We start from the raw sequence: 12,198 nt of genomic DNA on the forward strand, positions 1-12,198 counted from the left end.
AGGCTATTCGTAACCGAAGGAGCGCACGCGCGCTTCATCGTCGGCCCAGCCCGAGCGCACCTTGACCCAGACTTCGAGGAACACCTTGGCGTCGAGCAGGCGCTCGAGTTCCTGGCGCGCTTCGGTGCTGATGCGCTTGAGGCGATCACCCTTGTCGCCGATCACCATCGCCTTGTGGCCGTCGCGCTCGACGACGATGGTCACGGCGACGCGCACGAAGCGCTTGTGTTCCTTGCTCTTTTCCTCGGTGAACTTGTCGAGCACCACCGTGGAGGTGTAGGGCAGTTCGTCGCCGGTGAAGCGAAACAGCTTTTCGCGCACGGTTTCCGTGACCAGGAATTTCTCGCTGCGGTCCGTGAGCTCGTCCGGGCCGTAGAACCAGGCCTGTTCGGGCAGGTACTTCTCGCAGATGCCGAACAGGCGCTGGATGTCGTCGCGCTTCTTCGCCGACATGGGCACGAACTCGGTGAACGGATGGCGCTCCTGCATGCTCTTGAGCCAGGGCGCGAGGTCGGCGCGGCGATGCACCTGGTCGAGCTTGTTGGCCAGCAGCAGCGTGGGAATGCCGGGCTTGAACAGGCTCAGCACCTTGGCGTCGGCCAGCGTGAAGTTGCCCGCTTCGACGACGAACAGGATCAGGTCGACGTCGCTGATCGCGCCCATGACGGTCTTGTTCAGCGACTTGTTGAGCGCGGTCGAATGCTGGGTCTGGAAGCCCGGCGTGTCGACGAACACGAACTGGGTGGCTTCGCGCGTGGCGATGCCGGTGATGCGGTGGCGCGTGGTCTGCGCCTTGCGCGACGTGATGCTGATCTTCTGGCCGACCAGGGCGTTCATCAGCGTCGACTTGCCGACGTTGGGCTTGCCGACGATGGCGATCAGGCCGCAGCGCTGGCCTTCGACATGGACCGGCGCGCCGGCGGCGGCCAGCATCGCACCGATATCGTCTTGCGCCGCAGGCTTTTCCTCGCCTGCGTCGCCGGCTACGTCGTGGGTAGCGTCATTCATGGTTTTTTGCTTTCAATGTGGTCAACATGGCCTCGGCCGCGGCCTGTTCGCCCGCGCGGCGGGATCCACCCATGCCGCGCTCGACCAGGTCCATCTCGGCGATGGCGCATTCAATTTCAAACTGCTGGCGGTGCGCCGCGCCGGTGGTCGCCACCACACGGTACTGCGGCAGCTTCATCTTTCGGCCCTGCAGCCATTCCTGGAGTGCGGTTTTTGCATCCTTGGCCGCCGCGTCCATCTGCGGATTGATTTCCACCTTCTCGAACAGATGGTGCACCAGCACTTCGGCCGGCGTATAGCCTGCATCGAGGTAGACGGCGCCGATCACGGCTTCAACCGCGTCGGCCAGGATGGACGGGCGCTGCTTGCCACCCGACTTGAACTCGCCTTCGCCCAGCCGCAGCACGTCGGACAACTGCAGGCGCACGGCGATGCGGTGCAGCGTGTCCTGCTTGACAAGGTTGGCGCGCACGCGCGAGAGGTCGCCTTCGGGCAGCGAGCGCAGGCGCTCGAACAGCAGGCTCGAAATCGCCAGGCTCAGCACCGAGTCGCCGAGAAACTCGAGGCGTTCGTTATGGTCTGCCGAAAAACTGCGGTGCGTCAGCGCACGCTGCAGCAAGGCAGAGTCTTTGAATGTGTACTGCAGGCGCTGCTGCAATGCGATAAGTCCGGGTTGCACCTAGGGAATCTGTTTCTCGAAACGGTAGACGAGGTAGGCCGGCCCTGCGAGCGCAATCTCGCGGGTGTAGCTGAAGGAGACCTGCACCCGTTCGTTGTGCTTGGTCACCTCCAGGTCCGAGCCCTGAATGGAAGTAATGCTGTCGATCACCGCGGCGCGGTCGAAGATGGCGCGCACTTCAGGCACCGTGGCGCCCTCGCGGGCGGCCTTCTTGGCCGCCTTGAGAACGGCCTGGTATTCGATGAAGATGGGCACGGATTGTCCACCAATCGCGACCAGCGCGACGGCGACCACCGCCAGAAACACCAGGCCCAGAAAGGACAGCCCACGCTGGCGCGTGCGGCGGGCGATGTTCAGCATTCTCATGTTCCCGTCTCCTCGTCGCGGGCCCTCTCGGCCCGGGCCAATATGTGTGCCAGCGTTCAGTGGAAACCACCGATGCGCTGGATGTCGCCGAAGTTCATCCAGACAAAGAAGGCCTTGCCGACGATGTTCTCGTCAGGCACGAAGCCCCAGTAGCGCGAATCGAGCGAATTGTCGCGATTGTCGCCCATCACGAAATAATGCCCTTCAGGCACCTTGCAGCTCACGCCTTCGACACTGTAGCGGCAGTTCTCGCGGTAGGCAAAATCGCTTGCGCCCTGGATGAAGGCCGGCGTGCGCGTATCGTTGAGCAGGCGGTGCGGCTTGTCGCCGAGCTTTTCCTCCAGCTGCTGGAAATAACGCATGGCGTCCTTCTCGAAGAAGTCGGGCAGGCTGCTGGTCTCGACAACCTGGCCGTTGATCGTCAGGCGCTTGTTCAGGTAGGCGATCTCGTCGCCCGGCACGCCGACCACACGCTTGATGTAGTCGAGGTTGGGCTGGGGCGGGTAGCGGAACACCATCACGTCGCCGCGCTGCGGGTCGCCGGCATCGATGATCTTCTTGTTGATCACCGGCAGGCGCACGCCGTAGGTGAACTTGTTGACCAGGATCAGGTCACCGACCATCAGCGTCGGAATCATGGAGCCCGAGGGAATCTTGAACGGCTCGAACAGGAAGGAGCGCAGCACGAAGACGATGGCGATCACCGGGAACAGGCCGGCGGTCCAGTCCAGCCACCAGGGCTGCATCAGCACGCGCCCGCGCGCCTCGGGGCTGACTTCGATATCGAGCTTGGCGATGCCCTTGCGGTCGAGTTCGGCACGGCGCTCCACGGCGGCCTGCTCCAGCGCGGCAGCGGCCTTGCGCCGGCGGGGCCAGAAGTACAGGCGCTCGCTGACCCAGTAGACGCCGGTCACCACGGTGGCCAGGAACAGCAGCAGCGAAAAGTTGCCCTGCAGAAATCCCAGGTACCAGGCGCCGATGTATCCCACGAAAGCAGCCAGCACGGCTGCCGTGATCCATTGCATTGCTCGCATCAATCCTCCACTTGCAAAATCGCCAGAAAGGCTTCCTGCGGCACTTCGACCGCGCCGATTTGCTTCATGCGCTTCTTGCCGGCCTTCTGCTTTTCAAGCAGCTTGCGCTTGCGGCTGATGTCGCCGCCGTAGCACTTGGCGAGCACGTTCTTGCGCAGGGCCTTGACGGTTTCGCGGGCGATGATGTTCGCGCCGATGGCCGCCTGGATGGCCACGTCGAACATCTGGCGGCTGATGATTTCACGCATCTTGGCGACCACGGCCCGGCCGCGGTAGGCCGATTGCGAGCGGTGCACGATGATCGACAGCGCGTCGACCTTCTCGCCGTTGAGCAGGATGTCGACCTTGACCACGTCGGACGCGCGGAACTCCTTGAACTCATAGTCCATCGAGGCATAGCCGCGCGAGACGCTCTTGAGCTTGTCGAAGAAGTCGAGCACGATTTCGCCCAGCGGCATCTCATAGGTCAGCATGACCTGGCGGCCGTGGTAGGCCATGTTGAGCTGCACGCCGCGCTTCTGGTTGGCCAGCGTCATCACCGGGCCCACGTATTCCTGCGGCATGTACAGGTGGACGGTGACTATGGGTTCGCGGATCTCTTCCATCCGGCCCTGGTCGGGCATCTTGGACGGGTTCTCGACCATGATCACTTCGCCGTCGGCCTTGACCACCTCGTAGACCACGCTGGGCGCGGTGGTGATCAGGTCCTGGTCGAACTCACGCTCGAGCCGCTCCTGCACGATTTCCATGTGCAGCAGGCCCAGGAAGCCGCAGCGAAAGCCGAAGCCCAGCGCCTGCGAGACTTCGGCCTCGTATTGCAGCGATGCGTCGTTGAGCTGCAGCTTCTCGAGCGCGTCGCGCAGCGAGTCGTACTCGCTGGCTTCGGTCGGGTACAGGCCGGCAAAGACCTGGGGCTGGATTTCCTTGAAGCCGGGCAGCGCCTGCGTGGCCGGGCCCAGGTTGTTGGGCAGCTTCTTCTCGAGCGTGATGGTGTCGCCGACCTTGGCGGCCTTCAACTCCTTGATGCCGCAGATCACGTAACCGACTTCGCCCGCGCGCAGTGCGTCGCGCGGCTCGTTGCCCGGCGTGAACACGCCCAGCGAGCCGGCTTCGTAGACGGCGCCCGTGGCCATGAGCTTGATGCGCTCGTTCTTCTTGAGCTGGCCGTCGACAACGCGCACCAGCATCACCACGCCGACGTAGGAGTCGAACCAGCTGTCGATGATCATCGCGCGCAGCGGCGCTTCGGGCTCGCCCTTGGGATGGGGAATCCTGGCGACGATGGCTTCGAGGATCTCGTCTATGCCCATGCCGCTCTTGGCCGAGCAGGGAATCGCATCGGTCGCATCAATGCCGATCACGTCCTCGATCTCGGCCTTGGCGTTGTCGGGATCGGCATTGGGCAGATCCATCTTGTTGAGCACGGACACCACTTCCACGCCCAGGTCGAGCGCGGTGTAGCAGTTGGCCACGGTCTGGGCTTCCACGCCCTGCGAGGCGTCGACCACGAGCAGCGCGCCTTCGCAGGCCGACAGCGAGCGGCTGACTTCATACGAGAAGTCGACGTGGCCGGGGGTGTCGATCAGGTTCAGGTTGTAGATCTGGCCGTCCTGGGCCTTGTATTGCAGCGCCGCAGTCTGTGCCTTGATGGTGATGCCGCGCTCTTTCTCGATGTCCATCGAGTCCAGCACCTGCGCTTCCATTTGGCGCTCGGAGAGACCGCCGCAGCGTTGGATCAGTCGGTCCGCAAGGGTCGACTTGCCATGGTCGATATGCGCAATGATGGAAAAATTTCTGATGTGCTTCATCAACGAAGGGCGTCTGGTAAGAAAAAAACGAAGGGGGGCGCGTGCAAGAAAAAAGGGCGCGTCGACTTAGGACGCGCCCTGAACCAACAATCTAGGGCAACTGCGATGGTTGGGACTTCATTGTAGGCAAAAAGCCCATATTCAGAAGCCCGCCCCACCGTCCCTCGAAGGGAATTGCCACATGGCGACAGGGGAATGCGTGCGGGCGCGTGCGCCCGCGCTGCGCACCCGGAGGTTTTCCGGCGTGCGTCAGCGCCGCAGCCCGTCGAGGCCGCAACAGGCGATTCTACCCAATGCGCCACGGGCCGCGTATTGGTGGCTCAAGCGCTTCTCCAGGGATTGGCGCCTGTCCACCGCCGGCGCTCAGCGCACAGGGCGGATCAGCACGTACTGCGCCCATTCGCCGCGGCGCACCAGCAGGTTGATGGGCTTGGCCTTATCGGCCTTGGCCAGCGCGGCTTCAAAGCTCTTGAGGCCCGCGATTTCGGTGTTCGCCACGGCCAGCAGCACATCGCCTTCGCGCAGCCCGGCACGCGCCGCCGCGCCTTCGCTCGATACCACGCGCACGCCGCCCTTGACCTTGAGCTCCTTCTTCTGCGCTTCGGTCAGCTCGGCGACGCCCAGGCCCAGCTGCTGGGCGGCGGCCGACGACTTGGCCGGCGTGTCCTCGCTCGCAGCCGCGGCCACGGCGGTCTTCTCATCGGGCTCGACTTCGGCGATGGTGATGCTCAGGTCGCGCTGGCTGCCGCGGCGGAACACCGTGATCGCGCTCTTGGTGCCGGGCTTGGTGTTGCCGACCATGCGCGGCAGGTCGCCGAATTTCTCTATGGCCTTGCCTTCATAGCGCGTGATCACGTCGCCGGGCTCTATGCCCGCCTTCTCGGCCGGCGAGCCGGCTTCGACGGCGCTGACCAGCGCGCCCTGGGCCTTGCCCAGGCCTATGGATTCGGCGACATCCTTGGTCACGGCGCCGATCTGCACGCCTATGCGTCCGCGCGTGACCTTGCCCGTGGTGCGCAGCTGGTCGCTGACGCGAATCGCCTCGTCCATGGGAATCGCAAACGATATGCCCATGAAGCCGCCAGAGCGCGAATAGATCTGGCTGTTGATGCCGACCACTTCGCCGCGCAGGTTGATCAGCGGGCCACCCGAATTGCCGGGGTTGATGGCCACGTCGGTCTGGATGAAGGGAATGTATTCGCCGGTATCGCGCTGCTTGGCGCTGACGATGCCTGCGGTCACACTGTTCTCGAGGCCGAAAGGCGAACCGATCGCCATCACCCATTCGCCGACCTTGAGGCGATTGACGTCGCCGACCTTGACCGCGGGCAGGCCCGTGGCCTCGATCTTCACCACAGCCACGTCGGTGCGCTTGTCCGAACCGACAATCTTGGCCTTGAATTCACGCTTGTCGGTCAGCGTCACGATGACTTCGGACGCGCCTTCGACCACATGCGCATTGGTCATCACATAGCCGTCCTGCGTCAGGATGAAGCCCGAGCCCACGCCGCGCGGCTGCTCTTCGTCGGGCTGCTGCGGCTGCTGGGGTCGCTGGGGGCGCTGGGGCAGATTGGGAATGGGCACGCCGAAACGCCGGAAGAACTCCAGCATGTCTTCGTCCATGCCGCTCGCTGCGCCGCGGTTCGTGACTTTCTCCAGGGTGCGAATGTTGACCACCGAAGGCCCGACCTGCTCCACCAGTTCAGTAAAGTCCGGCAGGCCGCGCACGGCCGTCGCGGATGCCTGCGCCAACGCGGGCAAAGGCAGGATGGCGCCGACGGAAGCGACCGTCATGACCGATGCCAGCACGCAGGAACGGGCCGATCTCCAGGAGGTATGGGACATTCTCAACCTTTCACGATTCTCGATGCAAACACAGTTTGGAAAGCGCTGGCGCGATTTGGTTCCCTGCGGCGCGCAGGTTCTGCGCCATCATGCACGCATCGCCGCCCTCGACAGCGGCCATGCGTGCGGCGTTCAGCGACGCGCCGAAGCGTCCGAAAAGCCCGCGTTGCGCAGGAAGTTGGCCGGCATCTGCAGCGCCGCGACGCTGCTGTACTGGCGGTGGGCCGCGAGCAGTTCATCGAGGCGCGGGTCGCGCAGCATCACCGGCGCGCCGTCGCCTGCCTGCATGGCCACGATCTCCGTGGGCACCGACTGCTGGGGCGCGCCGCCCTGGGCGAGTTGCGCGCCCGCCGATGCGCCTTCGCCGCTGGTGAGCAGCGAACTCCAGGCAAACGCGGCCACGGCCGCCACCGAGGCCATGCCTGCGGCCACCTTCCAGCGGAAGACGGCGCTGTTCGCGGCCCGGTCCGGCCCGCGCACTGCGGCAACCGGCACCAGCGGCTCGGACTGCAGGCGCGGACGCGGCTCCTTCGCCAGCTGCGCCCGCACGCCCGAAAGCACGTCGTGCTGGGCATGGTGGGCCAGTTCCGGCGAACGCAGCACATCGCCGACGAGCTGGTACAGCTGCCAGGTCTGGCGACCGGTATCGCTGTCGGCAAACGCCAGCGCCTGCGCGATGTCGTCGGCCGCGAGCTCCCCGTCGGCCAGCGCCGACAACTGTTCTCTTTGACTTTGGTTCAGATCTTCATTCATGATGTCATCCACCTGCGCCCGCTGCTCAGAGCCGGCTACGTCCACCACTACCAACGCTTGCCCGTCTGGTTTTCCAGCATGGGTTTGACCCGCGCGGAAATCGCCTCACGTGCACGAAAGATGCGCGAACGCACCGTGCCGATAGGACACCCCATCGCCGCGGAAATTTCCTCGTAGCTCAAGCCTTCGATCTCCCGCAGCGTCACCGCCTGACGCAACTCCTCGGGCAGGGCCTGCATCGCGGCATTCACCGCCTGCGCGATTTCCTGCGCCGCAAGAACGGTTTCCGGAGTCTCGTCCGTAGTTAGTTCTTGTCCGAGGTGAGAAGTTTCATCTTCATCGCCCTGACTGCGCAGCGCCGACTCGGAGACCACCGGATTGCGCTTCATGTCCAGCAGCGCCTTCTTCGCGGTGTTGACCGCGATCCGGTAGAGCCAGGTGTAGAACTGGGCTTCGCCGCGGAACTGGTGCAGCGCGCGGTAGGCACGGATGAACGTTTCCTGGGCGATGTCCTGGACCTGGTCGGTATCGCGCACCATGCGCGCGATCAAGCGTTCGATGCGGCGCTGGTACTTGATCACCAGCAGCTCGAAGGCCCGCTGGTCCCCGGCATTGGTCCGCTCCACCAATTGGAGGTCGCTGTCGCTGGTGGAGGGAGGAGTCACAAAAGGCTTCATGGAATCGTTCAGGGCCAGCCTAGTATCGCGCATGACGGGCCGGATTCACGGCGTCATGCACTCCGGGCAGGTCGGGGGCGCCAATATACCGTACGCCTGAGATCCCCCCACAATGCGGGCGCGCTGGCGCGGTGCAGCCATAGCCAGCGGCCGCCCGGCAAAGATCCGGGGGCGCGCAGCAGCAGGAACTCCTGGCCGTCCCAGCAGACCTGGGGTGCTTCGGGCAATGCCAGGGGTCGCGCGCCGCGCCGGCACTGCAGCCACCACTGGTCGCCGTCCCACTCGAGCAGCCCCTCGGGCCAGTGCCGCCAGCAGCGCCGCGCGCCCGCGCCCACCGCAAGCCACAGCAGCAGGCCCAGCGCCGCCGGCCAGGGCCTGGCGCCCGTGCCCTGCAGCGCCCACAGCAGCAGCACCGCCGCGCCCAGCACGGCAATGGCGAACAGCCCCCAGCCCAGCGCCGAAGGCGGCCGCACCAGCGCATAGCGCAGGCGCCCGGGCGCGTTGCGTATCATGGCAGCGCCCCATGAAAAAGGCGCCGACTCACCGACATATGTGCGGGAGAGCGGCGCCTGGGCATGGTGCAGCGGCTGAAAGAGTGATCAGATCCGCTTGAAGATCAGCGAGCCATTGGTCCCGCCGAAACCGAAGTTGTTCTTCAGCGCCACGTCGATCTTCATGTCCCGTGCGGTGTTCGCACAGTAGTCAAGATCGCATTCCGGATCCTGCGAGAAGATGTTGATCGTCGGCGGCACCTTCTGGTGGTGCAGCGCGAGCACGGTGAACACGCTTTCGATGCCGCCCGCGCCACCGAGCAGGTGACCGGTCATCGACTTGGTCGAACTCACCACCATGTTCTTCGCATGGTCGCCGAGCGCGGCCTTGATGGCATGCGTCTCGTTGAGGTCGCCCAGAGGCGTGGAAGTGCCATGGGCATTGAGATAATCCACCTGGTCGGCGTTGATTCCTGCATTGCGCATGGCGTTGAGCATGGCGCGGCGTGGGCCGTCCATGTTGGGCGCCGTCATGTGACCGGCGTCGGCACTCATGCCGAAGCCCGCCAGTTCGGCGTAAATCTTGGCACCGCGGGCCTTGGCATGTTCGTACTCTTCGAGCACCAGCATGCCTGCACCCTCGCCCAGCACAAAACCGTCACGGTCCTTGTCCCAGGGGCGCGAAGCCGTCTTCGGATCGTCATTGCGCGTGGAAAGCGCGCGCATCGCGGCAAAACCGCCGACGCCCAAAGGCGAGACTGTCGCTTCCGTGCCGCCGGCGATCACCACATCGGCGTCGCCGTACTCAATCATGCGACCCGCTTCACCGATGCAATGCAGTCCGGTGGTACATGCCGTGACCACAGCGAGATTCGGCCCCTTGAAGCCAAAACGCATGGACACATGTCCGGCCACCATGTTGATGATGGACGCGGGCACGAAGAACGGCGTGATGCGGCGCGGGCCGCGGTTACCCAGTTCTATCTGGGTGTTTTCAATCAGAGGCAGGCCACCAATACCTGAACCCACCACGCACGCAATGCGCGTGGCGAATTCGTCGGACAAGGCTTCGCCCGTAGGCAAACCCGCATCCTGCACGGCTTGCGCCGCAGCCGCAATGCCATAGTGGATGAAGCTGTCCATTCCCCGCGCATCTTTTGCGCTGATATAGGACTCGACATCAAACCCCTTGACCTCACCTGCGATCTTGCAGGAAAAGTTCGAGGCATCGAACTTGGTGATGAGGTCAATTCCGGACTGGCCGGCCAAAATATTGGCCCAGGCATCCGCCACCGTGTTACCCACGGGGCTGATGCAACCCAGGCCGGTCACGACAACGCGACGACGGCTCATGCGTAAAACTTTCTACTGAACGCTCGGTGCGTAGGCCTTAGGCCTTTTGGTGGGTATTGGCGTAATCGATGGCGTTTTGCACCGTCGTGATCTTCTCGGCGTCTTCGTCGGGAATCTCGATGCCGAACTCGTCTTCCAAAGCCATCACCAGTTCCACGGTGTCCAGCGAGTCTGCGCCCAGGTCAGCCACGAAGGCCTTTTCGCTGGTGACTTGAGACTCTTCCACGCCAAGTTGTTCGGCAATGATTTTTTTGACACGTGCTTCGATATCGCTCATGGTTTCCCTCTGGGGGTTGTGAATGAATCCGCGATTCTAGCCGCATAGAGCAAAACCCCTGTGCAGCCTGCCGCTCGGATATACGGCGTTGACACTTGACAATTACATATACATGCCACCGTTGACATGCAATTCCTGGCCTGTCACGTAGCCCGCACCCGTGGATGCGAGGTAGGCGACGGCGTGTGCGATGTCGGACGGCTGACCCAATTGCCCCAGGGCAATCTGGGATTGCAGCGCCTGGCGCTGCTCCTGCGGCAGCTGCGCGGTCATGTCGGTCTCAATGAAACCGGGGGCCACGCAGTTGACGGTGATGCTGCGGCTGCCGAGCTCGCGCGCCAGGGCGCGCGTCATGCCGGCCACGCCGGCCTTGGCAGCGGCGTAGTTGGCCTGACCGGGATTGCCCGATGCGCCGACCACGCTGGTGATCGAAATGATACGGCCAAAGCGCTGCTTCATCATCGGGCGGATGGCGGCGCGGCTGACCCGAAAGACCGCTTTGAGATTGGTGTCAATCACCGCATCCCAGTCTTCGTCCTTCATGCGCATGGCCAGCTGATCGCGCGTGATGCCCGCGTTGTTGACCAGCACCTGCAGACCGCCCTGGGTCTTGACGATGCTGTCGATCAGCGCCTCGACGGCTGCGCCGTCGGTGACGTTGAGGTTCACGCCCCGGCAACCGGGGAAGGCCGCGAGGGCCTCGGTGATGCGTTCGGCACCGCTGTCGGAGGTGGCCGTGCCGACCACCTGGTAGCCGCGACCGGCCAGTTCCAGCGCGATCGCTGCGCCAATGCCACGCGTGGCACCGGTCACGAGGGCAACTTGGGGCTTGGTTTCTGTCATGCGAACAATTCCTTCACTTCGGCCAATGTGACCGGATCGTACAGGGCTGCGCCCACGAGTTCGGCGTCGATGCGCCGCGTCAGTCCCGCGAGCACCTTGCCCGGGCCGCATTCGACCAGATGGGTGATGCCGCGGGCCTTCATGGCCTGCACGCACTCGACCCAGCGCACCGGGCCGAAGGCCTGGCGGTACAAGGCATCGCGAACGGCATCGGCCTCGGTCTGCACCGCGACGTCGATGTTGTTGATCACCGGGATCTGGGGCGCGGCAAACGCCGTCTGCGCGAGCGCGACGCGCAGCTTTTCGGCCGCGGGCTTCATCAGGCTCGAATGGAACGGTGCCGAGACCGGCAGCGGCAGCGCGCGCTTGGCGCCCGCTGCCTTGAGGGCCTCGCAGGCCTTTTCGACGGCGAGCTTGCTGCCGGCGATCACGGTCTGCGAAGGATCGTTGAAGTTCACCGCCTCGACCACTTCAGCCCCGCCCAGGCTCGCCGTGACTTCCGCACAGCTGGCCTTCACGGCGTCGGCATTCATTCCAAGGATGGCGGCCATTGCGCCCGTGCCGACAGGCACGGCCTCCTGCATGGCCTGGGCGCGCAGGCGCACCAGCGGCGCGGCCTGGGCCAGCGTCAGCACGCCCGAAGCGACCAAGGCCGAATACTCGCCCAGCGAATGTCCGGCCAGGGCCGCGGGCTGCGCTCCGCCTTCGGCGCACCAGACGCGCCATGCGGCGACCGCCGCGACCAGCATCACCGGCTGGGTGTTGGTGGTCAGCGCCAGCGCTTCCTTGGGGCCTTCATGGATCAGGCGGGCGACGTCCTCGCCCAGCGCATCCGATGCTTCGGCCAGGGTCTGGACGACCACGGGATGGCCCTGCCATGCGTCCAGCATGCCCACGGATTGCGAGCCCTGACCAGGAAAGACAAATGCAAATTTCTTCATGCTCATGGTCTTGCTTTTGATTTTGAAAAAAAGGGCGGCCACGCCGCCCCGGCAGTGCAATGCGGCACTGCCCGCCTGCGGTTACAGCTTGAGCAGCACCGCGCCCCAGGTAAAGCCCCCGCC

General features: G+C 64.4%; 13 protein-coding genes. All 13 read right to left on the minus strand.

Annotated elements, in window-relative coordinates; translation table 11 throughout:
• Positions 1–3: 3 nt before the first annotated feature.
• Positions 4–1,008 carry a GTPase Era gene (era, locus tag GVL12_RS12670; protein WP_159914469.1) on the minus strand — a complete coding sequence of 335 codons (1,005 nt, stop codon included), beginning with the start codon at positions 1,006–1,008 and terminating at the stop codon, positions 4–6.
• Positions 1,001–1,687, minus strand: a complete 687-nt coding sequence (rnc, locus tag GVL12_RS12675; protein ID WP_159914471.1) for a ribonuclease III — start codon at positions 1,685–1,687, stop codon at positions 1,001–1,003. The genes era and rnc overlap by 8 nt, the downstream gene beginning before the upstream one ends.
• Complete coding sequence (locus GVL12_RS12680) at positions 1,688–2,053, minus strand: DUF4845 domain-containing protein (protein WP_200843714.1); 366 nt, start codon at positions 2,051–2,053, stop codon at positions 1,688–1,690. It abuts the gene before it with no gap.
• Between the two features lie 56 nt (positions 2,054–2,109).
• Positions 2,110–3,087 (minus strand): signal peptidase I, encoded by a 978-nt coding sequence (gene lepB, locus GVL12_RS12685; RefSeq protein WP_159914473.1) that lies wholly within the window; start codon positions 3,085–3,087, stop codon positions 2,110–2,112.
• Complete coding sequence (gene lepA / locus GVL12_RS12690) at positions 3,087–4,895, minus strand: translation elongation factor 4 (protein WP_159914475.1); 1,809 nt, start codon at positions 4,893–4,895, stop codon at positions 3,087–3,089. Before lepA ends, lepB begins: the two co-directional genes overlap by 1 nt.
• Positions 4,896–5,258: 363 nt before the next feature.
• Positions 5,259–6,689, minus strand: coding sequence for a Do family serine endopeptidase (locus GVL12_RS12695; protein WP_200843721.1), 1,431 nt, complete (start codon positions 6,687–6,689; stop codon positions 5,259–5,261).
• A gap of 183 nt (positions 6,690–6,872) precedes the next feature.
• Complete coding sequence (locus GVL12_RS12700) at positions 6,873–7,493, minus strand: sigma-E factor negative regulatory protein (protein ID WP_159914479.1); 621 nt, start codon at positions 7,491–7,493, stop codon at positions 6,873–6,875.
• 47 nt (positions 7,494–7,540) lie between these two features.
• Positions 7,541–8,170: an RNA polymerase sigma factor RpoE gene (rpoE, locus tag GVL12_RS12705; protein ID WP_159914481.1), complete on the minus strand. Its 630-nt coding sequence runs from the start codon at positions 8,168–8,170 to the stop codon at positions 7,541–7,543.
• Between the two features lie 53 nt (positions 8,171–8,223).
• Positions 8,224–8,682 carry a hypothetical protein gene (locus GVL12_RS12710; protein WP_159914483.1) on the minus strand — a complete coding sequence of 153 codons (459 nt, stop codon included), beginning with the start codon at positions 8,680–8,682 and terminating at the stop codon, positions 8,224–8,226.
• An 87-nt stretch (positions 8,683–8,769) separates the two neighbouring features.
• Positions 8,770–10,014, minus strand: a complete 1,245-nt coding sequence (gene fabF, locus GVL12_RS12715) for a beta-ketoacyl-ACP synthase II (RefSeq protein ID WP_159914485.1) — start codon at positions 10,012–10,014, stop codon at positions 8,770–8,772.
• 37 nt (positions 10,015–10,051) lie between these two features.
• Positions 10,052–10,291: an acyl carrier protein gene (acpP, locus tag GVL12_RS12720; protein ID WP_048441207.1), complete on the minus strand. Its 240-nt coding sequence runs from the start codon at positions 10,289–10,291 to the stop codon at positions 10,052–10,054.
• A gap of 102 nt (positions 10,292–10,393) precedes the next feature.
• Positions 10,394–11,134 carry a 3-oxoacyl-ACP reductase FabG gene (fabG, locus tag GVL12_RS12725; RefSeq protein WP_159914487.1) on the minus strand — a complete coding sequence of 247 codons (741 nt, stop codon included), beginning with the start codon at positions 11,132–11,134 and terminating at the stop codon, positions 10,394–10,396.
• A complete protein-coding gene (fabD, locus tag GVL12_RS12730) occupies positions 11,131–12,075 on the minus strand; it encodes an ACP S-malonyltransferase (RefSeq protein ID WP_159914489.1) in 945 nt (314 codons plus the stop codon). Before fabD ends, fabG begins: the two co-directional genes overlap by 4 nt.
• Between the last annotated feature and the right edge of the window lie 123 nt (positions 12,076–12,198).

Origin of the sequence: Pantoea sp. 18069, from assembly GCF_902706035.1 — a bacterium.
Classification (GTDB): domain Bacteria; phylum Pseudomonadota; class Gammaproteobacteria; order Burkholderiales; family Burkholderiaceae_C; genus Comamonas.